Annotated in this window: 28 protein-coding genes; 19 read left to right on the forward strand and 9 right to left on the reverse strand. The window is 64.6% G+C overall.

Annotation, left to right across the window (positions count from 1 at the left end; translation table 11 throughout):
• A complete protein-coding gene (locus DPM33_RS12485; protein WP_112097748.1) occupies positions 1-600 on the forward strand; it encodes a YdeI/OmpD-associated family protein in 600 nt (199 codons plus the stop codon).
• A 192-nt stretch (positions 601-792) separates the two neighbouring features.
• Here DPM33_RS12485 and DPM33_RS12490 read toward each other — a convergent pair whose 3' ends face one another.
• Positions 793-1,134 (reverse strand): hypothetical protein, encoded by a 342-nt coding sequence (locus tag DPM33_RS12490; RefSeq protein WP_112097749.1) that lies wholly within the window; start codon positions 1,132-1,134, stop codon positions 793-795.
• Between the two features lie 366 nt (positions 1,135-1,500).
• On the opposite strand from DPM33_RS12490, the gene DPM33_RS12495 reads away from it, so the two are divergent.
• From DPM33_RS12495 to DPM33_RS12505, 3 genes are all read left to right on the forward strand, one after another.
• Complete coding sequence (locus DPM33_RS12495; RefSeq protein ID WP_112097750.1) at positions 1,501-2,874, forward strand: adenylate/guanylate cyclase domain-containing protein; 1,374 nt, start codon at positions 1,501-1,503, stop codon at positions 2,872-2,874.
• 342 nt (positions 2,875-3,216) lie between these two features.
• Complete coding sequence (locus DPM33_RS12500) at positions 3,217-3,924, forward strand: SDR family NAD(P)-dependent oxidoreductase (protein ID WP_112097751.1); 708 nt, start codon at positions 3,217-3,219, stop codon at positions 3,922-3,924.
• A 182-nt stretch (positions 3,925-4,106) separates the two neighbouring features.
• Positions 4,107-5,171: a GSU2403 family nucleotidyltransferase fold protein gene (locus tag DPM33_RS12505; protein ID WP_112097752.1), complete on the forward strand. Its 1,065-nt coding sequence runs from the start codon at positions 4,107-4,109 to the stop codon at positions 5,169-5,171.
• A 114-nt stretch (positions 5,172-5,285) separates the two neighbouring features.
• Here the strand turns inward: DPM33_RS12505 and DPM33_RS12510 are convergent, their stop codons facing one another.
• Positions 5,286-5,951, reverse strand: coding sequence for a GntR family transcriptional regulator (locus DPM33_RS12510; RefSeq protein WP_112097753.1), 666 nt, complete (start codon positions 5,949-5,951; stop codon positions 5,286-5,288).
• Positions 5,952-6,270: 319 nt separating this feature from the next.
• On the opposite strand from DPM33_RS12510, the gene DPM33_RS12515 reads away from it, so the two are divergent.
• Genes DPM33_RS12515 through DPM33_RS12535 form a run of 5 tightly spaced genes read left to right on the forward strand, consistent with a single transcriptional unit; the run spans position 6,271 to position 10,860 of the window.
• Positions 6,271-7,479 (forward strand): ABC transporter substrate-binding protein, encoded by a 1,209-nt coding sequence (locus DPM33_RS12515; protein ID WP_112097754.1) that lies wholly within the window; start codon positions 6,271-6,273, stop codon positions 7,477-7,479.
• Positions 7,476-8,288: an ABC transporter ATP-binding protein gene (locus tag DPM33_RS12520; RefSeq protein ID WP_245442109.1), complete on the forward strand. Its 813-nt coding sequence runs from the start codon at positions 7,476-7,478 to the stop codon at positions 8,286-8,288. Before DPM33_RS12515 ends, DPM33_RS12520 begins: the two co-directional genes overlap by 4 nt.
• Positions 8,285-8,989, forward strand: a complete 705-nt coding sequence (locus tag DPM33_RS12525; RefSeq protein WP_112097755.1) for an ABC transporter ATP-binding protein — start codon at positions 8,285-8,287, stop codon at positions 8,987-8,989. The genes DPM33_RS12520 and DPM33_RS12525 overlap by 4 nt, the downstream gene beginning before the upstream one ends.
• A gap of 7 nt (positions 8,990-8,996) precedes the next feature.
• Positions 8,997-9,884, forward strand: coding sequence for a branched-chain amino acid ABC transporter permease (locus DPM33_RS12530; RefSeq protein WP_112097756.1), 888 nt, complete (start codon positions 8,997-8,999; stop codon positions 9,882-9,884).
• Between the two features lies 1 nt (position 9,885).
• Positions 9,886-10,860, forward strand: coding sequence for a branched-chain amino acid ABC transporter permease (locus tag DPM33_RS12535; RefSeq protein ID WP_112097757.1), 975 nt, complete (start codon positions 9,886-9,888; stop codon positions 10,858-10,860).
• Here the strand turns inward: DPM33_RS12535 and DPM33_RS12540 are convergent.
• The 3 genes from DPM33_RS12540 to DPM33_RS12550 all read right to left on the reverse strand — a co-directional run bounded on the left by DPM33_RS12540 (position 10,857) and on the right by DPM33_RS12550 (position 12,286).
• A complete protein-coding gene (locus DPM33_RS12540; RefSeq protein ID WP_112097758.1) occupies positions 10,857-11,156 on the reverse strand; it encodes a HigA family addiction module antitoxin in 300 nt (99 codons plus the stop codon). The genes DPM33_RS12535 and DPM33_RS12540 overlap by 4 nt on opposite strands.
• A gap of 36 nt (positions 11,157-11,192) precedes the next feature.
• Positions 11,193-11,474 (reverse strand): type II toxin-antitoxin system RelE/ParE family toxin, encoded by a 282-nt coding sequence (locus DPM33_RS12545; RefSeq protein WP_112097759.1) that lies wholly within the window; start codon positions 11,472-11,474, stop codon positions 11,193-11,195.
• A gap of 119 nt (positions 11,475-11,593) precedes the next feature.
• Positions 11,594-12,286, reverse strand: a complete 693-nt coding sequence (locus DPM33_RS12550; protein WP_112097760.1) for a winged helix-turn-helix transcriptional regulator — start codon at positions 12,284-12,286, stop codon at positions 11,594-11,596.
• Positions 12,287-12,463: 177 nt separating this feature from the next.
• Here DPM33_RS12550 and DPM33_RS12555 point away from each other — a divergent pair, with 177 nt between their 5' ends.
• On the forward strand, positions 12,464-12,790 hold the full coding sequence (locus tag DPM33_RS12555; RefSeq protein WP_112097761.1) for a DUF1330 domain-containing protein: 327 nt from the start codon (positions 12,464-12,466) through the stop codon (positions 12,788-12,790).
• Positions 12,791-12,911: 121 nt separating this feature from the next.
• Positions 12,912-13,442, forward strand: coding sequence for a hypothetical protein (locus DPM33_RS12560; protein WP_425373500.1), 531 nt, complete (start codon positions 12,912-12,914; stop codon positions 13,440-13,442).
• Between the two features lie 37 nt (positions 13,443-13,479).
• Here the strand turns inward: DPM33_RS12560 and DPM33_RS12565 are convergent, their stop codons facing one another.
• Positions 13,480-13,953, reverse strand: a complete 474-nt coding sequence (locus tag DPM33_RS12565; RefSeq protein ID WP_112097762.1) for an Lrp/AsnC family transcriptional regulator — start codon at positions 13,951-13,953, stop codon at positions 13,480-13,482.
• A 108-nt stretch (positions 13,954-14,061) separates the two neighbouring features.
• Here DPM33_RS12565 and DPM33_RS12570 point away from each other — a divergent pair, with 108 nt between their 5' ends.
• The 7 genes from DPM33_RS12570 to DPM33_RS12600 all read left to right on the forward strand — a co-directional run bounded on the left by DPM33_RS12570 (position 14,062) and on the right by DPM33_RS12600 (position 22,870).
• Positions 14,062-15,264: a diaminopropionate ammonia-lyase gene (locus tag DPM33_RS12570; RefSeq protein WP_112097763.1), complete on the forward strand. Its 1,203-nt coding sequence runs from the start codon at positions 14,062-14,064 to the stop codon at positions 15,262-15,264.
• Entirely contained in the window at positions 15,261-16,496 is a 1,236-nt protein-coding gene (locus DPM33_RS12575) for a Zn-dependent hydrolase (protein ID WP_112097764.1), read from the forward strand. The genes DPM33_RS12570 and DPM33_RS12575 overlap by 4 nt, the downstream gene beginning before the upstream one ends.
• Positions 16,497-16,711: 215 nt before the next feature.
• A complete protein-coding gene (locus DPM33_RS12580; protein WP_112097765.1) occupies positions 16,712-17,908 on the forward strand; it encodes a diaminopropionate ammonia-lyase in 1,197 nt (398 codons plus the stop codon).
• Positions 17,909-17,927: 19 nt separating this feature from the next.
• Positions 17,928-19,112, forward strand: a complete 1,185-nt coding sequence (locus DPM33_RS12585; RefSeq protein WP_112097766.1) for a M20 aminoacylase family protein — start codon at positions 17,928-17,930, stop codon at positions 19,110-19,112.
• A 406-nt stretch (positions 19,113-19,518) separates the two neighbouring features.
• Complete coding sequence (locus DPM33_RS12590) at positions 19,519-21,630, forward strand: EAL domain-containing protein (RefSeq protein ID WP_112097767.1); 2,112 nt, start codon at positions 19,519-19,521, stop codon at positions 21,628-21,630.
• An 89-nt stretch (positions 21,631-21,719) separates the two neighbouring features.
• Entirely contained in the window at positions 21,720-22,082 is a 363-nt protein-coding gene (locus DPM33_RS36180; RefSeq protein ID WP_167449041.1) for a hypothetical protein, read from the forward strand.
• A 293-nt stretch (positions 22,083-22,375) separates the two neighbouring features.
• Complete coding sequence (locus DPM33_RS12600) at positions 22,376-22,870, forward strand: hypothetical protein (RefSeq protein ID WP_112097769.1); 495 nt, start codon at positions 22,376-22,378, stop codon at positions 22,868-22,870.
• 6 nt (positions 22,871-22,876) lie between these two features.
• Here the strand turns inward: DPM33_RS12600 and DPM33_RS12605 are convergent, their stop codons facing one another.
• On the reverse strand, positions 22,877-23,176 hold the full coding sequence (locus DPM33_RS12605) for an AzlD family protein (RefSeq protein ID WP_112097770.1): 300 nt from the start codon (positions 23,174-23,176) through the stop codon (positions 22,877-22,879).
• Positions 23,173-23,916, reverse strand: a complete 744-nt coding sequence (locus DPM33_RS12610; RefSeq protein ID WP_112097771.1) for an AzlC family ABC transporter permease — start codon at positions 23,914-23,916, stop codon at positions 23,173-23,175. Before DPM33_RS12610 ends, DPM33_RS12605 begins: the two co-directional genes overlap by 4 nt.
• A 169-nt stretch (positions 23,917-24,085) precedes the next feature.
• Between DPM33_RS12610 and DPM33_RS12615 the strand changes: the two genes are divergently transcribed.
• Positions 24,086-24,544 carry an Lrp/AsnC family transcriptional regulator gene (locus DPM33_RS12615; RefSeq protein ID WP_027169750.1) on the forward strand — a complete coding sequence of 153 codons (459 nt, stop codon included), beginning with the start codon at positions 24,086-24,088 and terminating at the stop codon, positions 24,542-24,544.
• Positions 24,545-24,774: 230 nt separating this feature from the next.
• Here the strand turns inward: DPM33_RS12615 and DPM33_RS12620 are convergent, their stop codons facing one another.
• Positions 24,775-25,092, reverse strand: coding sequence for a plasmid stabilization protein (locus DPM33_RS12620; RefSeq protein ID WP_112097772.1), 318 nt, complete (start codon positions 25,090-25,092; stop codon positions 24,775-24,777).
• Positions 25,093-25,095: the final 3 nt, after the last annotated feature.

Consider the following 25,095-nt stretch of genomic DNA (forward strand, 5'->3'; position numbering starts at 1 on the left):
ATGGCCCCGATCAAGGTCGATCCCGACAAGGTCCGCGAATTCCCCGATGCCGAGAGCTTCCTTGCCTGGCTGGCCGACAACCACGCCTCTGAAAGCGAGGTCTGGATCAAGGTCCACAAGGTCGGCTCGGGGCTGGCTTCGATCACGCCGAAGCAAGCGATCGACGTCGTGCTTTGCTTTGGCTGGATCGACGCGGTGCGCAAGTCGCTCGACCACAAGAGCTTCCTGCAGCGCTACACGCCGCGCGGCAAGAAGAGCATCTGGAGCAAGATCAACATCGACAATGTCGCGCGGCTGGTCGAGGAGGGCCGCATGACCAGCCACGGCCTGCGCGAGGTCGAGGCGGCCAAGGCCGACGGCCGTTGGGACCGCGCCTATGGCGGCTCGAAGGACATGACCATCCCGCCCGACCTGCAGGCGGCGATCGATGCCGAACCGAAGGCGAAGAAGATGCTGGAAACGCTTTCCGCCCAGAACCGTTTCTCGCTCGCCTTCCGCACCCACAACATGAAGACCGAGGCGGGGCGCAAGAAGAAGATCGCCGATCTGGTGGCGATGCTGAAGCGGGGCGAGACGATCTATCCGCAGAAGAAAAAGTAGAGCGCGATCCCCAAAAAGGGGATTCCGGTTTGGCAAATATCACACGCAGCCAAAGCCCGAGAAAACAAAAACGCCGTCCTTTGGAGGACGGCGTTTCCGGGAAGCGGTGATCCCGGTTCCCTTTGAAGCGGCGCGGGATCATCCGTCATGAAGTCTTGCGCAATAGCTTAAAAAATCTGGCGGGAGTGGGTCTTATGCGGCCTGCTTCTTGGTGTGCTTCTTGTGGGCGTGCTTGTGCGCGCGCTTCACATGATGCTTGCGCACGTGATGCCGACGGTGCTTGCGCAGGTGATGCTTGCGGGCGTGATGACGGCGGTGATGCTTCTTGTGCTTCTTGTGCTTCTTGTGATGCGCGACCTTGGCGGCGGGCTTCGCCGTCTCGGCGGCGGCCGGAGCAGCGGTGGTCGAGGCCGGAGCCGTGGTGGTCGTCGCCGGCGCGGTCGTCGTCGTCGTGCTGGTCTGGGCGTTGGCGGCGGGCACCGCGAAAGCGAGCGCGACGGCCAGGCCGAGCGCGGAAAGAAGGGTCTTTTTCATATCGGCATTCCTTTTCGAAGATCGATATCGGATTGTCGCTCGCCGCATTCGTCGGCTGCTCCGGGTATCGTTATGACAGCCGGTCTTTTCGCGAGTTTTTCCAAACTGTTGAATCTGGTTTCTGGATTGTGTCCGGCATTTCCCCACCCGTGGAATGGATGGCTGCCTGGTGGTCAAAATCCGACGCTTGGTATCCGATGCGGAACGCGCCTTTCGACCGACCCAGGCGGACTATCGGACTCGACGATGGCATCCAAGCCGCTGCTGGGCTAATGTTGCCCGAACGAGGCCAAAACGCTGTCCGGCCGATAGACCTGTTGTTAACACCAGCGTCTGGCGCCACTTCGTACTGGAAGATCAGTTCCGATGCCTACGTTGCTATCGCTGCCTGACGACATATCGATCGAATCGGCGCTCGGGGAATCTGTCCTTGAAGCCGCTCGCCGGGCAGATGTCCCGATCGCCTGCGCTTGCGGCGGCAAGGCCAAGTGCTCGACCTGCCGGATCTGGATTCTCGACGGTGCGGACGGCTGCCCGGAGCGCACCGCGCTGGAGCGCACGCTCGTGGAGCGATTGGGGCTTGGCAACAACGTGCGTCTGGCTTGCCAGCTCAGACCTGCCTCCGACATCACCTTCCGCAGGCTCGTGCTCGACGAGACCGACCTGCGAATGACCAGTCAGTTGCTTCCGCACAGGTCCACGAGCGCGGGCGAGCTGAAGTCGGTCGTCATTTTCTTCAGCGACGTGGCCGGGTTCACCCACTTCTCCGAGACGTTGACGCCCTACGATGTCATGTATCTGCTCAATCGGTATTTCACTCAGGTCGCCGAAGTCATCGAGCTCAACGACGGCTACATCGACAAGTTCGTCGGCGACGGGCTTATGGCGATATTTGGCGTGAACGGCCAGGACGATGCACCGGTGCGCGCGGTCAATGCGGCCCTGCAGACCCTTGCCACGGTCGATCGGCTAAAACCCTTTTTTGCCTCGATGTACGGCATCGACTTCGATATTCGCGTTGGTTTGCATCTGGGCGAAGCGGTGATCGGCTCGGTCGGATCACCCGGCAACGAGCGCCTGACGGCTATCGGCGATGCGGTCAATGTGGCGAGCCGGGTCGAAGCGGCCAACAAGGAGGCCGGAACCCGCCTCCTGATTACCGAGACGCTCTATGAACAGGTAAAGAATGAGGTTGAAGTATCCGATTTCATTCGGGTGCGTTTGCGCGGTACCTCCGACCGAATTTCGCTGTACGAGATAAAGAAGCTGAAGGTTGAAGCCGAGCGCCGGCTGAACGAAAAAGGCGCGCGGGAGACTATGCAACTGGGCGGCAAGACGTGGCACCGGGCGGTCGCCACGAGCGAACTGAAGGACGGCGACCACAAAGTCATCGAGTTCCAGGCGCTCTATGCCGTGATTTTGCGCAGGGGCGGGCGCGTCTATGCCTTTAACAATGCCTGCCCGCATTTGAAGTTGCCATTCTTCGAGACTGCCTCGCGGGCCAACGGCCACGCAGGACGGGCGAGCACTTTCGGCGAGGACGGCACGCTGGTGTGTCGCTGGCATCACAGCGGATTCGATCTGGATACAGGCGAAATCGTAAGGTGGTGCGAGGCGCTCAACGAGGACGGAACTTCGGCCGGCATGGAGATGCTCGGCGATATCTCGAAGAACCGGGCTCCGTTGCGTCTCATTCCATGCCGCGAGGAGGACGGCTACATCTGGGTCGGTCTCGATTGAGCGTGCCGGCCATCGTCCAAAATTCCCGCCAATCCGCTGTCGGTCTCGACCAGTGGCGGGTTCCTCCAGCCGTTAGGCCCTGAGGCCTCCTCGCCACGCCGACCGGGCTTATGACTCCTTACCACGCGTCAGATTCTGACCACTGGCGCTCGGCGAGGAGGGGCAGTGCTCCCGGATGCGGCTACCTCCTTCTGCGGGGCGGCGATGGCGATCCGGTTTGCTCGAGACCGCGCCCATTCATGAGCCGCATTGCGCAGTGAGCGCCAACTCGGCGCTCTAATCGGTCGGCGTGATCGATCCCATCTTTGCTGTCGATAAGAGGAAATTGAAAGAGCAGGAGCAATGACCAACAACAAGGATCATTCCGGCAGGGTGGCGCTGGTCACCGGCGGCAACCGAGGCATCGGCCTGGAGGCGGCGAGGCAACTGGCCGAACTCGGCTTCACCGTGCTCATCGGCGTGCGCGATCTCGCCAAGGGCGAGGCGGCGGCGAACACGCTGGACGGCAAGGTCGAGGCCATCGCGCTCGATGTCGCGGCGCCCGATGCGGCAGCGCAGGTCGCGGCCGAGGTCGAGCGCCGCTTCGGCCGGCTCGACGTCTTGGTCAACAACGCCGCCATCCATTACGACCCATCGGCGCGGGCGCTCAAGCCCGACTGGACGATGATCCGCGAGGCTTTCGAGACCAATGTCTTCGGCGCCTGGCGCGTTGCCGCCGCCTTCGCGCCGTTGCTCAGCGCCTCCGGCCATGGCCGGCTGGTCAACGTCTCGTCGGAAGGCGGCTCGCTCGCCTCGATGGGCGCCGGCGCGCCGGCCTATTCGACCAGCAAGGCGACGCTCAACACGCTGACCCGCATCCTGGCGGGCGAATTGCGCGGTTCGGGCGTGCTGGTCAATTCGATCTGCCCCGGTTGGGTCGCGACCGACATGGGCGGGCAGGGCGGTCGTCCTGTCGCGCAAGGGGCAGCCGGCATCGTCTGGGCCGCGACCTTGCCGGACGACGGCCCGACCGGCGGCTTCTTCCGCGACCGCAAGAAACTGCCGTGGTGAGCGGTTCGAGAAATCATTTAATGACGGCAAGGGTATCCAAAATGGCTATATCATATTGTTTTTAAACAGTTTTCCACTATTATGATGGGGGACTGGCATAAAAGTGGAAAAATGCATATAACAAACTGAATAATAGTGATTTTCCACTATCAGAATGGAGAGGCAACGGAAGAGTGGAAAAATTGAGCCTGAGGGAGCTGACGGGCGAGCAAAGGCGCCAGTTCATCGACACCCAGCAGGTCTATGAGGCCTGGCTGAGCGCCGAGGCTGAGCGCATGAGGCGCTTTGCCGGCAGCATGCGCTGGGTTGAGCGCAACGGCGCCGACTATCTATTGCGCAAAATAAGGCAGGCCGAAACCTCGCTCGGTCTTAGAAGCCAGGAGACGGAAAAGGCATTTGCCGCTTTCTCCGAGGGCAGGGACCTCAACAAGGATCTGCTGGCAGGCCTGTCCGCGCGCCTGGACGGATTGGCCAAGGTCAATGTGGCCATGGGATTGGGAAGGGTGCCGGCCATCGCCGCACGCATTCTGAGACGCTGCGCCGAGACGAACCTCTTGGGAAAACAGTTGCTCGTCGTCGGCACGAATTCCCTGTTTGCCTACGAAGCGTTGGCGGGGGTCCAGATTTCCAGCGGGCTCGTCGCGACCGGCGATATCGATCTGCTCTTCGATTCGCGCCGGCGCATCAGCTTCGTGACGTCGGAGAAAATCAGCCAGTCGGGCCTGATAGGCATCTTGCGGAAAGTCGACAAATCCTTCAGGCCGCTGCAGCCGAGAGCCTTCAGGGCCACCAACCGCGACGGCTATCTGGTGGACCTTATCCGGCCGCAGGCAAGAAATGTTCTAGGAGACCGGTCGCCGGCGTCGATCACCTCGATTGCCGATGATCTTGAGGGCGCGCCGATCGACGGGCTGCAATGGCTCATCAACGCGCCGAAGACGGACGGCATCGCCATCGACGAGCGCGGCTATCCCGTGAAGATACCGACGATCGACCCGCGAGTGTTTGCGCTTCACAAGGCCTGGCTGGCGCGGCGGCCCGACCGCTCGGCCGTCAAGGCAAGCCGCGATCGCGAGCAGTCGGAGGCCGCGGCGCTCATCGCCGAACAATATCTGAAGCTGCCTATGGACGAAGACGAAGAGTATCTGGCGGCTTTTCCGGCAGCGTTGCGCGAGGCGCGCTCGACGCTTGCTCCCCACAATCCACCGGGGCTTTCGGAAGACGCGCCGATCGAGCCGGACTGGTAGAGCGACGCGCCTTGGAGCAATTCCAGGAAAAGTGTGAGCGGTTTTCCGTTTGGAATTGCGTAAAAACAAAGAGTTAGAACGGTTCGCCGGTTCCGTGTGAAACGGTGAACCGCTCTAGGCCGCGTCGTTCTTCCCGATCTCCTGCAGGTAGAAGATCTTGCTAGGCTGCAGGTGGTTGACGCACAGCTGCGCCAGCTCCTGATTGTCGCGGTGTTTCATCGCCTTGATCATCAGTTCGTGCTGCCGGCGCGACACCTCGAGCTGTTCGGGGTCGGCCAGTGAATTGGCCCGCACCGGCAAGCTCAGCCGCATATACTGCTCGATCGACGACACCAGGTAGTCGTTGCCGCAGGCCGAAAACATCGTGATGTGGAAACGATCGTTCGCTTCATGGATGCCGCGCAAATTGCGTGCGTCGACTTCGCGACTATAGGCGCCATGAATCTCCATCAGTTCCTCGATCAGCGCCTCGCTTGCCGGCAGTGGAAGCATGAGCGCCGCCTGCCGCTGCAAGAGCTCCCGCACCTCGTAGATCTGCCGGACCTCCTCGGGCGACAGCCTTCTCACCATCGCGCCCTTGTTGCGTTCCCGCGTGGCGACGCCGAGTTTTTCGAGCTGGTAGAGCGCCTGGCGGATCGTATGCCGCGACACCGGGAAGCGGGCAAGCAGCACGTCCTCGACCAGCCGCGTGCCCGGCGCCAGCCGGCCGAAGATGATGTCTTCCTCCAGCGCCCTGACCACATCGGCTTCCTTGCCGCCATAATCCGTCACGGTGAGCATCCATAATTGCTTATCGGCAAGCGGAGTTTGCCGCGTTCGTCCTGCTCCGGCAATCGCGTGATCGTGCCGGTCCGCGCAGCAACCTCACGTGGTCGTGACCCCATGGGCCCGGGCAGGGGGCGGCATGCTACGAAAATAGCATTCTCCGATCGCGAAACTGAATGCTACGGTCGCCGCGCTTGCAATTCAGGCAGGCAGCGGTCCGCGGCACGGTGGAGGTGACGCGGGACGCTTGTTTTCAACGAAAATCGGGGCGGGACAGTTGAACCATCGCGAGGCCGGCGCGTTTGACGTGGTTGGCCACAAGGGAGGAATACCAGTGAAAGCATCCTATCTCGTCTCGGCCGCGTTGCTTGCGGCATCGGCAATGCCGGCGGCGGCCGGCCAGATCTCCGACGGCAAGGTCAAGATCGGCATCCTCAACGACCAGTCGGGCGTCTATGCCGATTTCGGCGGCAAGTGGTCGGTCGAGGCCGCCAAGATGGCGGTCGAGGATTTCGGCGGCAAGGTGCAGGGCGCGCCGATCGAGATCGTCAGCGCCGACCATCAGAACAAGGCCGATATCGCCTCCAACATCGCCCGCCAATGGTACGACACCGAGCAGGTCGACGCGATCATGGAGCTCACCACCTCGTCGGTGGCGCTCGCCGTCCAGGGCATTTCCAAGGAAAAGAAGAAGATCGATATCGTCACCGGCGCCGCCTCCACCGACCTTACCGGCAAGCAATGCTCGCCCTATGGTTTCCACTGGGCCTACGACACCCATTCGCAGGCCGTCGGCACCGGCGGCGAGCTGGTCAAACAGGGCGGCGACAGCTGGTATTTCATCACCGTCGACTACGCCTTCGGCTATTCGCTGAAGGACCAGACCGCCAAGCTGGTCGAGGCGAGCGGCGGCAAGGTGCTGGGCGAGGTGCGCTATCCGCTCGGCGCAACCGACTATTCCTCCTTCCTCCTGCAGGCGCAGTCCTCCGGCGCCAAGATCGTCGGCCTTGCCAATGCCGGCCTCGACACCTCGAACTCGATCAAGCAGGCGGCCGAGTTCGGCATCGTCGCCGGCGGCCAGAGGCTGGCCGCGCTCCTCTTCACACTGGCCGAAGTGCATGGCCTCGGCCTGCAGGCGGCGCAGGGTGTGGTGCTCACCGAAGGCTATTACTGGGACCGCGACGACAAAAGCCGCGACTTCGCCCAAAAATTCTTCAAGCGCACCAACCGCATGCCCAACATGATCCAGGCCGGCACCTATTCGGCGGTGACGCAATATCTGAAGGCCATCGACAAGGCCGGCACCGACGAGACTGAGGCGGTGGCCAATGAGCTGCATGAAATGCCGGTCAACGACGTCTTCACCGCCAACGGCAAGGTGCAGGCCGACGGCTCGATGGTGCACGATATGTATCTCTACCAGGTCAAGAAGCCGGAAGAGTCGAAGAAGGACTGGGATTACTACAATTACCTGGCGACCATTCCGGGCGACAAGGCCTTCATGAAGGCCGAAGACAGCGGCTGCCCGCTCGTCACCAAGTGACGCTCGACACCGCCACCGCCGTCCGCCCGGACGGCATCGACCGGACGCCGCGGGTGGTGCTTTCCGCCCGCGGCCTCAGGCGCGACTTCGCCGGCTTCGTCGCCGTGAAGGATGTCGACCTCGACGTCCATCATGCCAAAATCCATGCGCTGATCGGCCCGAACGGCGCCGGCAAGACGACCATCTTCAACCTCTTGACCAAGTTCCTGCAGCCGACCAGCGGCAGGATCGAACTGCTCGGCAGCGACATCACCCGCACGCCGCCGGCGCGCGTTGCGCGCATGGGTCTCGTGCGCTCCTTTCAGATATCGGCGATCTTTCCGCACCTTTCCGTCCTCGACAATGTGCGCGTCGCCCTGCAGCGTCCGGGTGGGCTGGGCTACCAGTTCTGGCGCCCGGTCTCGGCGCTCGACGCGCTGACGCCGAGGGCGCGCGAGCTGCTCGCCATCGTCGGCCTCGACGATGCCGCGCATCGCCTGGCCGGCGATCTCTCCTATGGCAGGAAGCGCGTGCTGGAGATCGCCACGACATTGGCGCTCGACCCGAAAGTGCTGCTGCTCGACGAGCCGATGGCCGGCATGGGGCATGAGGATGTCGGCATGATCTCCGGCATCATCCGCTCGCTGGCGAAAGACCGCGCCGTGCTGATGGTCGAGCACAACCTCACCGTCGTCGCCGATCTCTGCGACTGGATCACCGTCATGCAGCGTGGCCAGGTGCTCGCCGCCGGCGACTACAAAACCGTTAGCAAGGACGAGCGCGTGCGTGTCGCCTACATGGGGACAGCGCATGAAGAGGGTCGGGCATGAGTGAGCCGCTGCTTGCCGTGCGCGATCTCCACGCCTGGTACGGAGAAGGCCACGCTTTGCACGGCGTCGACCTCGACGTCATGCGCGGCGAAACGGTGACGCTGCTTGGCCGCAACGGCGTCGGCAAGACGACGACGCTCCGCGCCATCATGGGGCTGATCCGCAAGCGGACGGGAAGCGTCACCTTCAATGGCAAGGATCTTCTGCGCCTGCCGCTGCACCGCGTCGCGCATCAGGGCATCGGCTTCGTGCCGGAGGAGCGCGGCATCTTCGCGACCCTTACCGTCGACGAGAACCTGATCTTGCCGCCGGTGGTCGCCAAGGGCGGCATGAGCGTCGAGGAAATCTTCGAGCTCTTCCCCAATTTGAAGGAGCGCCGCAACAGCCAGGGCACGAAACTCTCCGGCGGCGAACAGCAGATGCTGGCCATCGCCCGCATCCTGCGCACCGGCGTCGAGATGCTGCTGCTCGACGAGCCGACGGAGGGCTTGGCGCCGGTCATCGTCCAGCGCATCGGCGAATTGCTGGCGACGCTGAAGAAGCGCGGCATGACCATTCTCTTGGTCGAGCAGAATTTCCGCTTCGCCGCCCGCATCGCCGACCGCTTCTACCTGATGGACCACGGCAAGGTGGTGGAAGGGTTTCCGGTCGACGAGTTTTCCGCGCACACCGACAAATTGCACGAGGTGCTGGGGGTATGATCGCATCATGTTGACGGTCTTCGGCATACCCATCCAGGCGCTGCTCGGCCAACTCCTCGTCGGCCTGATCAACGGCTCGTTCTACGCCATGCTCAGCCTTGGCCTCGCCGTCATTTTCGGCCTGCTGCGCATCATCAATTTCGCCCATGGCGCGCTCTACATGCTGGGCGCCTTCATCGGCTATCTGCTGCTGGTGCATCTCGGCATCGGCTACTGGCCGGCGCTGGTCATTGTGCCCTTGCTCGTCGGCTTGCTCGGCATGCTGGTCGAGCGCCTTGCTTTGTCGCGGCTCTACCGACTGGACCCGCTCTACGGCCTGCTCTTCACCTTCGGGCTCGCCTTGGTCATCGAAGGCGTGTTCCGCTATTACTACGGCGTCTCCGGCAATCCCTATGCCGTGCCGACGCTGCTCGCCGGCGGCACCAATCTCGGCTTCATGTTCCTGCCCAACTATCGCGGCTGGGTCGTGGTTGCTTCGCTGATCGTCTGCATCGGCACCTGGCTTTTGATCGAGAAAACCAGGCTCGGCTCATACCTGCGCGCCGCCACCGAGAACCCGGAACTGGTGCAGGCATTCGGCGTCAACGTGCCGCTGCTCTTGACGCTCACTTACGGATTGGGCGCCGCCCTTGCAGGGCTCGCCGGCATTCTCGCAGCGCCGGTCTACCAGGTCAGCCCGCTGATGGGTTCGGATCTCATCATCGTCGTCTTCGCCGTCGTCGTGGTCGGCGGCATGGGCTCGATCCTCGGCGCCATCGTCACCGGCTATATGCTCGGCCTCGCCGAGGGCCTGACCAAGGTGTTTTATCCGGAAGCCTCTAACCTCGTCGTCTTCGTCATCATGGCGATCGTGCTGCTCCTGCGCCCCGCCGGCTTGTTCGGAAGGGACGCCTGAGATGAGCGAGGCGACCCTTCACGCGGAACGCGCCGCCGCCTCCGTCAGGCTGGAACGGGCGCTGGTGGCGCTGGGCATCCTGGTGCTAATCGCGGCGCCCTTCGTCATCTACCCGATCTTCGTCATGAAGATGCTGTGCTTCGCTCTGTTCGCCTGCGCCTTCAACCTTTTGCTCGGCTACACCGGCCTGCTGTCCTTCGGCCACGCCGCCTTCTTCGGCGGCGCCGCCTATTTCTGCGCCTATGCCGTGAAGGCCTGGGGCTTGCCGCCCGAGGCCGGTATCCTGCTCGGCACCGCGGGCGCCGCGCTGATGGGCCTGGTCATGGGCTTCCTCGCCATCCGCAGGCAGGGCATCTATTTCTCGATGATCACACTGGCGCTGGCGCAGATGTTCTATTTCTTCTGCGTCCAGGCGCCCTTCACCGAGGGCGAGGACGGCATTCAGGGCGTTCCGCGCGGCCATCTCTTCGGCGTCGTCGACCTCGGCGTCACCATGAACATGTATTTCTTCGTGCTCGTCGTCTTCCTGATCGGCGTCTTCGCCATCTGGCGCATCGTCAACTCGCCCTTCGGCATGATCCTGCGGTCGATCCGCGAGAACGAGAACCGCGCCATTTCGCTCGGCTATTCCGTCGGTCGCTACAAGCTCGCCGCCTTCGTCATGTCGGCGGCGCTCGCCGGCCTTGCCGGCGCCACCAAGGCGATCGTCTTCCAGTTCGCCACGCTCACCGACGTCACCTGGCAGATGTCGGGCGAGGTGATCCTGATGACGCTGCTCGGCGGCATCGGCACCATGGTCGGCCCGGTTGTCGGCGCCGGGCTGGTGGTCGGGTTGGAGAATACGCTGGCGACCTCCGGCTTCCCGGTGACCATCGCCACCGGCCTGATTTTCATGGTCTGCGTGCTGATCTTCCGGCGCGGGATCGTGGGCGAGATTCATGCACGGTGGCTGGGGCGGGGAGGCAAAGGCTCCTAGGCCGCCGCCTCGAACCGCTCGATCTCTTTGAGCTCTTCCTGAAGCGACGCGCCCTCGACAGCCAGATCGTAACTGGCCTGCATGTTCATCCAGAACTGCGGTGTTGTGCCAAAGAACTTTGCCAGACGCAAAGCCGTGTCCGGCGTAACAGGCGTGGTCTCGTTGGCCAGGCGCTCGATACGCGTGCGTGGGACGTGAAGCTTCTTCGCCAGCGTATACGGTTTCAGGTCGAGCGGCTCGAGAAACTCGGCCCTCAATATCTCGCCGGGGTGAATGGGTCTGTCGAGGTTGATCATTCGGTTCCGCTCCTGCGAAGAGAGCTGGTCGGCTCGTTAGTGATAATCGGTGATCTCTACATCGTCCGCCCCGCCATCGGTCCATCGAAAGCAAACGCGGAATTGGTCGTTGATGCGAATTGAGTACTGGCCGGCGCGATCGCCTTTCAGCGCCTCAAGTCGGTTTCCCGGCGGGACCTTGAGATCCACAAGTTCGGTGGCGTTATCGAGCATGAACAATTTCCGCTGAGCGGTACGAACCAGATCTGCCGGAAACCCTTTCGGAGCTTTGCCTGTCGAAACCGCTTCCGTGGTCTTGTCCTTGAACGAACGTATCATCCACCGCCCTCGAATCGTATCCTACCATGATACGTTCCTCCGATCAAGAAGAAAGTATCGTTTCATGATACGAGATCTCGAACAGACTATGCCCGTCAAGGCCACGCGAACGCCATACGTCAGGCAGCGCGCTTCGGTTCCACCGCGAACGGGCTGAGGCCGAGCCACGTCTGCATCTGCTTGCCGATGGCCTTATCGCCGGTCAACGCGACTTTCGCGCCGGCCTTCTCGACGGTGAGCAGCCCCATCCAGATCGCCGTCATCGTGTGCAGGTCGGTCGAGACGTAGAGGTCGACCTCGAAGCCCGGATCGTACCAGCACAGATCGACCTCGCCGTGCTTTTCGACGATCAGCCACCACGAGCGTTTCGACGCCGGCAGATCCTGATACAGAAATTGTATTACGGTTCGTCCTTCGGGTAGCGGCGAGGGGTTCAGGTTGCGCCGCATATCCCACATCAGCAGCGACGGATCGAGGTTCTTCAGCGACAGCCGGGACTCGACCCATTTCTGTCCCCAGAAGCCCATCGCCTCGACCACGGGGCGCAAATCGCGGCCCGCCTCGGTCAGCCGATAGTCGAAGATGCCCTTTTCGCCGGGGACTTCCCCGCGCTCCACGATCCCGGCCAGCTCCAGCTCCTTCAGCCGTTGCGACAGAAGCGTCGGCGACATCTTCGGCACGCCGCGGCGCAGGTCGTTGAAGCGGGTCGAGCCCGCCACCAGCTCGCGCATCAGCACCATCGTCCAGCGGGTGCACAGCACCTCGGCCGCCATGGATAACGGGCAGAACTGCTTGTATCCGTGCTGTGCCATGACCGGTGTCCCTCCCTCGAAGCCGGAGCGAACATTAGCCCTTCATGAATGAAGCCGCGAGTACAGAAACTGTACCTGCCAGTACAGATCGCGGACTGGTTGGCGCAGGCCCCGCCATGCGAGCTCCTTGGCCGACGCACGGGATTTCCCTGTGCGCGGCAACCAGGAGAGTCAAGCATGACCGCTTACCTCATCGCGGACATCAAGGTGAAAGACCCGAAATGGATACCGGCCTACGCCGCTTCGGTGCATGAGCTGGTTCACAAGCATGGCGGCAGGTATCTGGCGCGCAGCGGCAATGTGAAGACGCTCGAGGGCGATCCGCTCGACACGACACTGATCGCGCTAATGGCATTCCCGTCGGAGGAGGCGGTGCGCGCCTTCACCAATGATCCAGCCTACGCACCCTTCGTATCGGCCCGCCAGGGCGGCAGCGACAGCCGCTTCCAGATGATCGACAACACCGATGTGGCAGGAACGATTTCATATCTGCCGAAGGGATGATCGGCGGCGGCCGCATCGAACCCGGGATCATCAAGCACAAACAGCCACGGCGCTTGCCCGTCGCGCCGCCGTATTTCCGGCGGCCGGCCAGCCGGGCTTTTCAGGAAGAACGAGAATGAACATGACACCGAACTTTTGGAACAGGCTTCTCATGGCGGCGGCCCTGTCGTCGGCCTGCACGACCCTCGCGCAGGCGTATCAGGACGGGGCTGCCTCCGTATCCGGCGCCAGCCCGCTGGCCGGCAAGGTACGAGCGGCCAACAGCCGGTTTCTCGACGTCAAGGCTGCAACGGCCGAAGGGTACGCGCCCATTCCCTGCGCCAGCGGCATAACCGGCGGCGCGATGGGCATCCATTACGTCAACGGCGATTATCTGAAGGACGACAAGGTCGACATCGCGCGCCCCGAAGCGGTGATGTACGAGCCGATGGCCGATGGCTCGCTGAAGCTGGTGGCGGTTGAATACATCACCTCGAAAGGGCCGGCGGCGCTGGATGGCCAGCTGTTCAACTTCAACAGCGCGCCCAACCGCTACGGTCTGGGCGAGTTCTACGAACTGCATGTCTGGGCCTGGAAGGACAACCCGACCGGCACCTTCGTCGACATGAACCCGAAAGTCTCGTGCGAACACGCGATGGCGCCGACCCAGTAGGAGCAGATGCCAGGCGGCGCCATGCCGCCTGGCGTTTCTACGCCAGCGACACCTCCAGCCCGACCTTCACGCGGTCCATCGCCACGAAGGTGCGGAACCGTTTCACATTGTTGTCCGCGAAGAACAGCCGCCTTGTCAGCGCCTCATAGTCGGCCATCGAAGCCACGGTGACGACCAGGATGAAGTCGGCCTCGCCGGTGACGTAATAGCATTGCTGCACTTCCGGCACCGCGGCAAAGCCGCGCTTGGCGGCGTCGATCAGTTCGGCGCGCTCGCTCTCCACCTCGACCTCGACGAAGATGGTGATCGGATGGCCGACCCTGGCCGGATCGACCAGCGCGACATTGGCGCGGATGACGCCGGTCTCCTCCATGCGCCTGATGCGCCGCTGCACGGCCGGCGCCGACAGATTGACCCTCTCGCCGATGACGCGTTGCGGCGTCGTGTTGTCCCTTTGCAGGATGGCGAGGATCGCGCGGTCATAGGCGTCGAGTTCAGGCGAAGCGGACATGGTGGCGTTCCAAACGAAACAAACTTGCATTTCAACCGCCAAAACAGAGCGCCTTTCTCGCTCGGCTTGCAATAAATTTCCAGTCATCGAGACGGAGAAAGCCGACCCATGTTCCTGCTCAATCGCCACCCGGACCATCGCCGGCCGCTGACCGAGGAAGACGCCGCGACGCTTGGGCTCGCCGAGGCCGCCGAAGCGGAACGCTTCCTTGCCGCGCGCGACAACCGTGCCGAGACGCCGCTGCATGCCTTGCCGGCGCTGGCCGGCGAGCTCGGCATCGGCGCGCTGCATATCAAGGACGAGGGCAAGCGCCTCGGCCTCGGCAGCTTCAAGGCGCTGGGCGGGGCCTATGCCGTGATGCATCTGGTGCTGGAAGAGGCGGCAAGGCGGCTCGGTCGCGTCGTTGACGTCGCGGAACTGCATAGCCACGAGGTCAAGGCGGTCGCCGCCGGCATGACCTTCGCCTGCGCGACCGACGGCAATCACGGGCGCTCGGTGGCGCAGGGCGCCGGCCTCGTCGGCGCGCGCTCGATCATCTTCGTCCATTCCGGCGTCAGCGACGAGCGCGTGGCGGCCATCGCCCGCTTCGGCGCCGAGATGGTGCGCATCGCCGGCGACTACGACCAGTCGGTCAGGGAAGCCGCCCGCGTCGCTGACGAGCGCGGCTGGACCGTCGTCTCCGACACCTCCTGGCCGGGCTATGAGCGCATTCCGGGGCTGGTGATGCAGGGCTACACGGTGATCGTGCGCGAAGCGCTGAAGCGCTTGGCCCAGCCGCCCACCCACGTCTTCCTGCAGGCCGGCGTCGGCGGCTTCGCCGCGGCGGTGGCCGGCCATCTCGCCATCGTGCTCGGCGAGGATCGCCCCAAGGCAGTCGTGGTCGAGCCAGCGCGTGCGGCCTGCCTCTATGAAACCGCGAAGGCCGGGCGCCCCGTCGCGATCGAGCACAGCAAGCCCACGGTGATGGCGATGCTCGAATGCTACGAGCCGTCGCTGGTCGCCTGGCGCGTGCTGTCGCGCATCGGCGACGCGTTCATGACCGTGGACGAGGAAGATGCCGTCGCGGTGATGAACCGCCTGGCGCGACCTTCGGGCGACGACCCTGCGATCGTCTCCGGCGAGAGCGGCGGGGCGGGGCTCGCCGGGCTGATCCGCGCCGCCGGCGACAGGAAGATGCGGGCCGCGCTCGGCCTCGACACGGCCTCCCGCGTGCTCATTGTCAACTCCGAAGGCGCGACCGACCCCGGCCGCTATGCCGAGTTGGTCGGGATGGCGCCGGACGAGGTGACGCGGGAGAAGCAGCCGGCATGAGCAACCTCACGATCAACGCCGACCGTCTGCTTCGCCGCATCGAGGAGCTCGGCAGCCTTGGCCGCGATGCGCAGGGCCGGCTCGTCCGCGTCGCCGCATCCGACATGGACAGGCTCGGCCGCGACCGCCTCGTCGGCTGGCTGGAGGAGGCGGGGCTGGACGTTGCCGTCGACCGCATCGGCAACATCTTCGGTATCTGGAAGACCGGCGCCAACGCAAGCCAGGCGCCGATCATGCTCGGCTCGCATATCGACACGGTGATCGACGCCGGCATCTATGACGGCTGCTACGGCGTGCTCGCCGGCCTCGAGGCGATCGAGAGCCTGAAGGAGGCCGGCTTCGCGCCGGCGCGCCCGCTCGTCGTCGCCGCCTTCACCAACGAGGAGGGCGTGCGCTTTTCGCCCGATATGATGGGTTCGCTGGTCTTTGCCGGCGGCCGCGACCTTGGCGAAGCGCTGGCCTCGGTCGGCACCGACGGCACGGTGCTGGGCAAGGAGCTGGAGCGCATCGGCTATGCCGGCAGCCTCGAGCCCGGCTTCCTCGAGCCGCATGCCTATGTCGAGCTGCATGTCGAGCAGGGGCCGGTGCTCGAGCGCGAAGGCATCGCCATCGGCGCCGTCGAGAACCTGCAGGGCATTTCCTGGCAGCGCATCACCATCGGGGGCGAGGCCAACCACGCCGGCACCACGCCGATGTCGATGCGCCGCGATGCCGGCGTCGCCGCCGCGCGGGTGATCGGCTTCCTCGCGGACCGCGCCGACGCCTCGTCGACGCGGACGGTCGCCACCGTCGGCACCATCGCCTTCGAGCCCAACGCCATCAACGTCATCCCGTCGCGGGCGACCTTCACCATCGATCTGCGCGATCCGAACGAAACCCACCTTCGCGAACAGGAAGCAGCGCTCGCCGCCTTCCTCGAAAAACTTGCCGCAAGCGCCGGTGTCACCATCCATGCCGAAAGCCTGGCGCGTTTCGAGCCGGTCACCTTCGATGCCGGCATCGTCTCGCTGATCGAGGATGGCGCCAGGGCCGCCGGCTTTTCCTGCCGGCGCATGACCTCCGGCGCCGGCCACGACGCGCAGATGATCGCGCGCATCGCGCCGTCGGCGATGATCTTCGTGCCCAGCCGGGGCGGCATCAGCCACAATCCAGCCGAGTTCACCGCCCCCGGCGAACTGGTGGCCGGCGCCAACATCCTGCTCGGCGTCGCCGCCCGGCTGGCAGCCGACTGATTGCGGAGAAAACGCATGCGGGCGTCGCCGACACCGTGCCATCGGGTCAAAATACCCCCAAAAATAGTCAAGTTTGATGTTTCGAGTCGCTGCGAAGCGAACATTCGGCGACATCCAATCGAAACAAACTTCAATCACTTAGCCAATTAAGGCGCCAAAATCCCGCCGGATTCGCGCCCGCCAACAGAGTTTCAGTGCCTTGCAGGAAAGCTAGCATGCTGCTTCTCAACCAACGTCCAGAACACAACCAGCCGTTGGTTGCCGCCGATGCAGAGGCCCTCGGCATGGCCGGCGGCGCGCGAGCCGAGCATTACCTCGGGGCGCGCGACGACCATGCCGAAACACCGCTGCACGGCTTGCCGGCGCTGGCCGATGAGCTCGGCATCGCGGCGCTTCATGTGAAGGATGAGGGCCAGCGCCTTGGCCTTGGCTCCTTCAAGGCGCTGGGCGGCGCCTATGCCGTCGTCCGGCTGGTGCTGGAGGAGGCCGGCAAGTGGCTTGGGCGCGCCGTCGATATCAGCGAGATGAACGACGCCAAAGTGCGCCAGATCGCGTCGAGCATGATCTTCGTCTGCGCCACCGACGGCAATCACGGCCGTTCGGTCGCGCAGGGCGCCGGCATGGTCGGCGCGCGTTCGGTGATCTACGTCCATGCCGGCGTCAGCGCCGAGCGTGTCGCGGCAATCGCCCGCTTCGGCGCCGAGATCGTGCAGGTCGAGGGCGGCTATGACCATGCTGTGCGCGAAGTCGCCCGCGTCGGCGCCGAGCGCGGCTGGAAGATCGTCTCCAACACCTCCTGGCTGGGCTATGAGCGCGTGCCTGGCCTGGTCATGCAGGGCTATACGGTGATCGTGCGCGAGACGCTGCGGCGCATGGCCGAGCCGCCCACGCATGTCTTCCTGCAGGCCGGGGTCGGCGGTTTCGCGGCGGCGATCGCCGGCCATATGGCGGTAATGCTGGGCGACCGGAGGCCGAAGGCGATCGTGGTCGAGCCGAAGCGCTCGGCCTGCGTCTTCGCCTCGGCCCAGGCCGGGCGACCGGTATCGATCGCCAATCAGCAGTCGACCGTGATGACGATGCTCGAATGCGCCGAGCCGTCCCTCGTCGCTTGGCGCGTGCTGATGCGAGTCGGCGATGCCTTCATGACGGTGGACGAAGAGGACGCGGTCGCGGTGATGAAGCGGCTGGCGCGGCCCCTGGGCAACGATCCGGCCATCGTCTCCGGCGAGAGCGGCGGAGCAGGGCTCGCCGGACTGGTCCGCGCCGCGGGCGACAGGCAAATGCGCGCCGCGCTCGGCCTCGACAGCCATTCGCGCGTGCTCGTCATCAACTCGGAGGGCGCGACCGACCATGGCCGCTTCGCCGAGCTGGTCGGGATGGCGCCGGAAGAGGTGTTCCTGCAGACTGCCTGAGACAGGCTTGAGGGCGACGATGACTGAACTCGACCGACAGGCACTGCTCAGCGAAATGACGGCGTGGCGGCATGATCTCCACGCCCATCCCGAATTCGGCTTCGAGGAAAAACGCACCGCCGCCTTCGTCGCGCAACAGCTGCGCGGCTTCGGGCTGCAGGTCGCCGAGGGCATCGGCGGCACCGGCGTCGTCGGCACGCTGACGCGCGGCAGCGGCAATCGCGCCATTGCGCTGCGCGCCGACATGGACGCGCTGCGCATCGCCGAGCAAGGGACCGCGCCTTATCGCTCACAGGCACCCGGCACCATGCATGCCTGCGGCCATGACGGCCACACATCGATGCTGCTCGGCGCCGCCAAGCTGCTCGCTAGCGAAGGCGGCTTCGACGGCACCGTGCGCTTCATCTTCCAGCCGGCCGAGGAATGGGGCAAAGGCGCGCTGGCCATGCTCGACGACGGTCTGTTGGAGCGCTTCCCCTTCGAGGAGATTTTCGGGCTGCACAACATGCCCGGCCTGCCGATCGGTCATTTCGAGACGCGGAGCGGCCCGGTGATGTCCGCCGAGGACAATTTCGAGATCGTGCTCAAGGGCCTCGGCGGCCACGCGGCGCGGCCGCATGCCGGGCAGGAGACGCTGGTCGCGGCCTGCGCGCTGGTCGTCAATCTGCAGACCATCGTCTCGCGGCGCCTGAGCCCTGCCGATATCGCCGTCGTCTCGGTGACCGAGCTCATCACCGACGGCACCCGCAACGCGCTGCCCGGCATGGCGCGCATCCTCGGCGACTGCCGCAGTTTCCGGCCCGAGGTGAGCGCCGCGATCGAGACGGAGATGCGCCGCATCGCCAAGGGTACGGCGCAGGCCTATAACGTCGGGACCGATATCACTTACACGCGCGAGTTCGTGCCTTTGATCAACGATGCGGCGCTGGTGGATGAGGCACTTGCGGCGGCCAGGACGGTGCTGGCCGACGATGCCGTTGGCGTCGCCGCCGACGACGCTGTTCGCGTCGCGGCTGAGCCGATGACCGCCTCGGAGGATTTCGCCCGCTTCCTCGACCATGTGCCCGGATGCTTCGTCTTCATGGGCAATGGCGACACCGCGCCGCTGCACAATCCGGCCTATGACTTCAACGACCAAGGCCTGCTGCACGGCGCGCGGTATCATGCGGCGGTGGTGAGGCGCAGGCTGGCGGTGGGCGGCTAGCAATCTCCCCGCTTGTGGGGGAGATGCCCGGCAGGGCAGAGGGGGGCGCTGTCCCGCCGGCCTGCTGAAGCTTGGGTTCCTCGCCCCGCCAGACGCGGGGAGAGGTGTCCGCGAAGCGGACCGAGAGGGGCCTTCGCAGGGCGCTTCCCTCTCCGTCTCGGCTTCGCCGAGCCACCTCTCCCGACATTCGTGGGGCGAGGAACCTTGATCCTGCAACGCCGCGATCCTTCGCGCCCCTCTCTGGCCTGCCGGCTTTCGTCGCTCGGAAAGCCAAGCAATTGGCTTCCCGTCCGCTGCGCGGACCGCTCCTCAACCCCCACAAGGAGGGAGATTAGCTGTACCCCCGGTAACTCTTTCTTCTCTGCTTTCATGCAATATTGCTGGGACGGGACGGCAAGAACAAAGAATGGCGGACGACAATAAACGCAATGGCAAGTTCTGGGCGCTGGCGCTCGACCGCGCACATCTCGGCCTATGGGACTGGAATCTGTCGACCGGCGATTGCTACTATTCGCCGACCTGGTCGAAGATGCTGGGCTATGAGGAGGGCGAGCTCGCCAACACCTCCGATCTCTGGCTGAAGCTCACCCATCCCGACGACCGCCAGCGCGCGCAGGAAAGCGGCGACCGCCATATCGTGGGCCTCGTCGAATCCATCGAGACCGAGCTGCGCCTGCGCCACAAGGACGGCCACTGGGTCTGGGTGCTCGACCGCGGCGGCATCGTCGAATGGGACGCCGACGGCAAGCCGTTCAGGCTGATGGGTGTGCAGACCGACATCACCCGGCAGAAAGAGGCCGAGGCGGCGCTGGAACAGGTCAACATCCGCTTTCGCCTGGCGCTCGCCGCCAGCGGCACCGGCATCTGGCACCACGATATCGGCACCAGGAAGAGCTATTGGGACGCGCGCAGCCGCGAGATATTCGGCCTCGTTGCCGACAACGACGAGGTGTCGGCCGAGCTGTGGCACACCTATCTCCATCCGGACGACAAGGAAGCCACCGAGCGCGCGCATGAGATCGCGCCGGGCTCCAACGAAGTCGTGGCCTCGCAATACCGCATCATCCGGCGTGACGGCCAGGTCCGCCATCTCGAATCTCTGGTGCGCTTCGTCGCCGATGTCGGCTCGGCCGGCCAGGTGCTGGGCACTGTGCGCGACATCACCGAGGAGAAGACTCGCGCCGAGGGGCTCGCCTTCGCCGCGCGTCACGACGCCCTGACCGGGCTGCTCAACCGCTCGGCCTTCGACCGGCTGCTTGCCGAAAACATCGCCCTGGCCGAGCGCCTGCCGCTTGGCGTGTTCTATGTCGACCTCGACTACTTCAAGGCGCTCAACGACTATGCCGGCCACGCCGCCGGGGATCTGGCGCTGAAGAGCGTGGCTGCCGGGATCCTCGCCAGCCTGCCGGCGTCGGCGCATGCGGCGCGCCTCGGCGGCGACGAGTTCGCGCTGATGGTGCCGAACTGCAACGACGCCTGTGCCGAGCGCCTTGCCCGCGCCGTGCTCGCCGCCGTGCGCGATGCCGATCTCGGCTCGGCGGTCAGCTCGCGCCGCCTTGCCGCCAGCATCGGCATCGCCTTCGTGCGCGACCGCAACATGAGCGTGGCCGACGCGCTCGCCTGCGCCGACGATGCCTGCTACGCCGCCAAGGCCGGCGGCCGTGACCGTTTCGCCGTGTTCTCGCCGGAGTCGGTCGCCGGCTCCGGCGGCCTCAACGCCGCGCGGCTCGCCGCCGACCTGGTCGACGCGATGGAGGACGGCCGGCTGAAGCTTTACGGCCAGGAAATCCACAAGCTCGGCCTGCCATGGAAGGACAGCCGTCATGTCGAGGTGCTGGCCAGGCTCGAAGGCCGCAACGGCAAGATGATCCCGCCCATCGATTTCGTGCCCGTGGCCGAACGCTTCGGCCTAGCCGCGCGGCTCGACCGCTGGATCATCCACACCGCGATGCTGCGCCATGGCGAGGCGATGCGCGCCGGCGCCATCTCGCTCGACTTCAACCTGTCGGCGCAGACACTTTCCGACCCGCAGCTCTGGAGCTTCGTCGACGAGGCCATCGCCGAAAGCGGCGCGCCTCCGTCGGCGGTCGGCTTCGAGATCACCGAGACCGCCGCCGTCACCAATTTCGACGCGGCCGAGGCATTCGTGCGCCGGGCGCGCGAGCGTCATTGCCGCGTCAGCCTCGACGATTTCGGCGCCGGCATGAGCTCGTTCGAATATCTGAGGCGCTTCCCCATCGACGCCATCAAGATCGACGGCTCCTTCGTCGAGCACATCGCCTACAGCCGCTTCGACCGAGAGATCGTCTCGGCGATCACCGGCATCGCCCGCTCGATGGGCGCCGCCGTGGTAGCCGAAAAGATCGAGGAAAAGAACGCGCTGGAGATCCTCATGGGCATGGGCGTCGCCTATGGCCAAGGCTATTTCCTGCACCGGCCCGAGCCGCTGGAGGCGATCGTGGCAAGAGCCGCGATTTCAAGGGAACGGCCGCATGCCAGGCTGGGTGCTATAAAATAAGCACTTACTAAAATTGAAATTACTCATTTAAGGGCCCCGTAATCCGCTACGATGATGATCCGAGTCACAAAGCGAATCGGAGCGCCTGGATGAAAACCCTTCCCTTGCTTGCGGCAACTGCAATCGGCCTGCTCGGCCTCTTCGCCACCCAGCCATCCCATGCGGGCTCGGATAACGGCGGCGGGCTGACGGCGACATCCACGGCCGACGATAATGAGGATCAGGTCAATACATCCAGCGTCGGCGACGACCATGAGGCCGCCGAGAATGACGAAGGCGGGCAGAATGGCAGCGGCGCCACTTCCGGCTCGCATGAAGGCGACCAGGGCGACGACGACCACGAAAGCGGGGACGATGGCAGCCATGATGGCGGCGGCGACAGCGGCAGCCATGACGGAGGCGGCGACAGCGGCAGCCATGACGGTGGCGGCGACAGCGGCGGCGACGACTGAGCGTCCGGATTGAAGGCCGCAATCCCGGATGGTGGTTTCCGGCAAGCAGAGGCGAGTCCCCGCTTGCCGGCGTCGTGTAACGGACAGGCTCCGCGGCCTTGCCGCGGCCCTCTTTCGGAATTGAGCCAAAACGAGGAGATAGCGCGGTTCATCGTTAAAAGGTGAACCATCGTTCTATCGAACTCTTAGGATACTCGGGCTATTGCCTGTGAAACGCTCCGCTCGGGACATGACGTCTTGGCTTGACTGTCCGGCGTCCGGTCCATGACGGAGGGGCGCCAGCGAGACCGGCGATGTCTTCGACGCTCAACACCGCTCTTGTAATCCTGCAGCAGCAACGTCTGCCGCCAATGGCTAGGCCGTCGGCGGACAATCTCGTCGCGACCACCGACAGCGCCTCCGGCCCCGCGGCTTCGCCGCTCATGCCGGCGGAGCCCGCGGTCTCGGCATCCATGTTCAGTCTCGACAGCCTCAACATCACGGCGACGAAGGTCCGGCTGATGCAGCGCGCGGGCAAGGAGTTCCGTGTCGATCAGGCCGACTACGAATCCGTGTCTTCCTACGGTTCGGCGATCAAGAACGCCGTCGAAGCGTTGAAACGGCAATCTCCGTCGGCGGTCCCCAAGATAGAAAGGCAGCTTGGCCTGGACCAGCTTGGCGTTTCGCTGGATACGCTCGTCAACGCGATCGTCGATCCGCGACACGGCGACCGGTTGGATGCCGCCTTGAAGCAGCATGCCGGCGGGCAGGGCAACCAGTTGGACGAGCTCGGGCTTTACGGCGGCTGAAGCCGGTTATCCCATCAGCCACCGCAACAGGCCCGCCGAGGCCACCCCGATCACCACCGTCGGCAGCATCGACAGCCGCGTCGCGGCAAGCAGGGTGATGGCGAGAGCCGCAAGGTCGGCCGGGTTCTTCGAGACGAAGTCCGGCGCGATCACCGAGATCAGCACGCAGCCGGGCGCGGCTTCCATCACCGCCGTGGCGCGCGGGCTGAGCGTGCGGTTCTTGAGCATCACATAGCCGCCAATGCGGGTGAGATACGTTACCCCGGCCATCGCCAGGATGGCGAGCACGGTCATCGGGTCGATCATTTGTCACCTGCCAGGAACCACGCGGCCAGCAGGCCGGACAGCGCGCCGGCCGCCACATACCAGGCGCCGGGCACGACGAGATAGATGAGCGCCGCCACCGTGAGGCTGACCAGCCATGGCCGCGCCGCGGCAAAGCCCTTCCACATGCCCCGCAGCAGCACCAGGAAGACGGCCGGGAAGGCCATTGCGAAGCCGTATGTCTCGACGTCACCGAGCACCGGGCCGAGCGCCGCGCCGCAGGTCGTGAACGCGACCCAGGCGAGGTAGAAGGGCAGGCCGGCGCCCAGATAGAAAGGCAGGCTGAAGGCCGGCCGCAGGCCGTCGGCGGCACGGCGTTGCGCGTCGGCCAGGCCAACCGCCCAGCTCTCGTCGCACATCAGGAACAGCGCCGGAAAAACCTGCCGCCTCGGCAAATGCTTGATGAACGGCGCAAGTGCCGCGCCCATCAGGAAATGCCGGCTGTTGACCAAAAGCGTGATGGCGGCGATCAGAAGGATATGTGGCGGCGAGGTCCAGAGCTGGATCGCGGCGAATTCGGAACCGCCGGCGAAATTGAGCCCGGTCATCAGCGACACCTCGACGACGGAAAGGCCTTTCTGCGCCGCTTGCGCGCCAAGCACCAGCGCATAGGGGATGATGCCGAGCAGCACCGGCGTCGAAGCGGCAAGCCCGCGCCGGAACTCTCCGCCGCGCCTGCTGTTGGTCTGGCCCTCGGCGAGGGCGATCTCGGAAACGCTCATGGCTCTGCCTTAGGCGGGCCTCGCGGCCGCCGTTCTCCTGTTCGGTTGTCGGATATCGGTGGCCGCACCATAGCCGAAACGCCGGGCAATCGGGTTGCGAAGATGCGCCGTTTCTGCCACGATTTGGCATTGGATAGCGTATTCAGGCAAAAGATTGGAATCATGCACCATGAAGCTGGATGACATCGACAGGCGCATCCTGCGCGCCCTGCAGCGTGACGGGCGCATGGCCAACAACGACCTGGCGAAGGAGGTCGGCCTGTCGCCGTCGCCCTGCCTGCGCCGCGTGAAACTGCTGGAGGAGGCCGGCGTCATCGACCGCTATGTAGCGGTGCTCAACCCCGCCAAGATCGGCCGCGGCCAGACCTTCTTCACCCGCATCTGGCTGAAGCAGCAGGACGAGGACACGATCGAGCACTTCGCCGCCGAGGTGGCGAAATTCCCCGAAGTGATGGAGTGTTACCTGATGCTGGGCGACTGCGACGCCATGGTGCGGATCGTAGCCGCCGGCATCGACGACTACCGCCGCTTCCAGTCGGAGCATCTGAGCCGCATCAAGGGCGTCCAGAACGTCAAGACGGATGTGCCCAGCCAAACGATCAAGCAGACTTCGGAGATGCCGCTTTAGGGGCTTCTTCCCTTCTCCCTGTTCAACGGGGAGAAGGTGCCCGAAGGGCGGATGAGGGGCGGCGCAGCGTTCGGCGTCCTGAGAGCCGACGGCAGCGCAACGACGACAAACTCGCGGCCTCGGTTCTGCCCCTCATTGCCCTGCCGGGCATTTCTCCCCGTATAGTGACGGGGAGAAAGGGGCGGCGGCGTCGATTTCGCAAATCGCGGACGCTTGCAATCTAAACGTCATCAATGATGCGCATGCCCCTCATTCCGCTTGCGCGTCGCTGCAGCCTTCTTCGCCGAGGCCGAACGATCCGCCGCGGAGCGCTCGCCCGAGGCCTTGCCGCCCATCCTGCCACCCTTGTGCGCGGCGGGATGGCCGGTGTGCTGGCCGCGCCCAGACCCGCCTTCCTTCTTGCCGCCGCCATCGTCCTTGTTGACGGTCGCCCAGGCGCGTCGCTCGGCTTCCTTCTGCGAAACGCCGCGATGCTCATAGCCCTCGGCGATATGGTCGGCCTTGCGTTCCTGCTTGTCGGTGTATTTGGATTTGTCGCCACGTGGCATGTT

This window comes from Mesorhizobium hawassense, assembly GCF_003289945.1.
Lineage (GTDB): Bacteria > Pseudomonadota > Alphaproteobacteria > Rhizobiales > Rhizobiaceae > Mesorhizobium > Mesorhizobium hawassense.

Coding starts and splice junctions, on each gene's coding strand:
- DPM33_RS36180 (WP_167449041.1), top strand. CDS start 21,720: ATGAAAACCCTTCCCTTGCTTGCGGCAACTGCAATCGGCCTGCTCGGC.
- DPM33_RS12600 (WP_112097769.1), top strand. CDS start 22,376: ATGTCTTCGACGCTCAACACCGCTCTTGTAATCCTGCAGCAGCAACGT.
- DPM33_RS12510 (WP_112097753.1), bottom strand. CDS start 5,951: ATGCTCACCGTGACGGATTATGGCGGCAAGGAAGCCGATGTGGTCAGG.
- DPM33_RS12490 (WP_112097749.1), bottom strand. CDS start 1,134: ATGAAAAAGACCCTTCTTTCCGCGCTCGGCCTGGCCGTCGCGCTCGCT.
- DPM33_RS12555 (WP_112097761.1), top strand. CDS start 12,464: ATGACCGCTTACCTCATCGCGGACATCAAGGTGAAAGACCCGAAATGG.
- DPM33_RS12550 (WP_112097760.1), bottom strand. CDS start 12,286: ATGGCACAGCACGGATACAAGCAGTTCTGCCCGTTATCCATGGCGGCC.
- DPM33_RS12485 (WP_112097748.1), top strand. CDS start 1: ATGGCCCCGATCAAGGTCGATCCCGACAAGGTCCGCGAATTCCCCGAT.
- DPM33_RS12580 (WP_112097765.1), top strand. CDS start 16,712: ATGCTGCTTCTCAACCAACGTCCAGAACACAACCAGCCGTTGGTTGCC.
- DPM33_RS12560 (WP_425373500.1), top strand. CDS start 12,912: ATGACACCGAACTTTTGGAACAGGCTTCTCATGGCGGCGGCCCTGTCG.
- DPM33_RS12530 (WP_112097756.1), top strand. CDS start 8,997: ATGTTGACGGTCTTCGGCATACCCATCCAGGCGCTGCTCGGCCAACTC.
- DPM33_RS12590 (WP_112097767.1), top strand. CDS start 19,519: ATGGCGGACGACAATAAACGCAATGGCAAGTTCTGGGCGCTGGCGCTC.
- DPM33_RS12620 (WP_112097772.1), bottom strand. CDS start 25,092: ATGCCACGTGGCGACAAATCCAAATACACCGACAAGCAGGAACGCAAG.
- DPM33_RS12605 (WP_112097770.1), bottom strand. CDS start 23,176: ATGATCGACCCGATGACCGTGCTCGCCATCCTGGCGATGGCCGGGGTA.
- DPM33_RS12575 (WP_112097764.1), top strand. CDS start 15,261: ATGAGCAACCTCACGATCAACGCCGACCGTCTGCTTCGCCGCATCGAG.
- DPM33_RS12495 (WP_112097750.1), top strand. CDS start 1,501: ATGCCTACGTTGCTATCGCTGCCTGACGACATATCGATCGAATCGGCG.
- DPM33_RS12615 (WP_027169750.1), top strand. CDS start 24,086: ATGAAGCTGGATGACATCGACAGGCGCATCCTGCGCGCCCTGCAGCGT.
- DPM33_RS12540 (WP_112097758.1), bottom strand. CDS start 11,156: ATGATCAACCTCGACAGACCCATTCACCCCGGCGAGATATTGAGGGCC.
- DPM33_RS12525 (WP_112097755.1), top strand. CDS start 8,285: ATGAGTGAGCCGCTGCTTGCCGTGCGCGATCTCCACGCCTGGTACGGA.
- DPM33_RS12535 (WP_112097757.1), top strand. CDS start 9,886: ATGAGCGAGGCGACCCTTCACGCGGAACGCGCCGCCGCCTCCGTCAGG.
- DPM33_RS12565 (WP_112097762.1), bottom strand. CDS start 13,953: ATGTCCGCTTCGCCTGAACTCGACGCCTATGACCGCGCGATCCTCGCC.
- DPM33_RS12585 (WP_112097766.1), top strand. CDS start 17,928: ATGACTGAACTCGACCGACAGGCACTGCTCAGCGAAATGACGGCGTGG.
- DPM33_RS12610 (WP_112097771.1), bottom strand. CDS start 23,916: ATGAGCGTTTCCGAGATCGCCCTCGCCGAGGGCCAGACCAACAGCAGG.
- DPM33_RS12500 (WP_112097751.1), top strand. CDS start 3,217: ATGACCAACAACAAGGATCATTCCGGCAGGGTGGCGCTGGTCACCGGC.
- DPM33_RS12570 (WP_112097763.1), top strand. CDS start 14,062: ATGTTCCTGCTCAATCGCCACCCGGACCATCGCCGGCCGCTGACCGAG.
- DPM33_RS12545 (WP_112097759.1), bottom strand. CDS start 11,474: ATGATACGTTCGTTCAAGGACAAGACCACGGAAGCGGTTTCGACAGGC.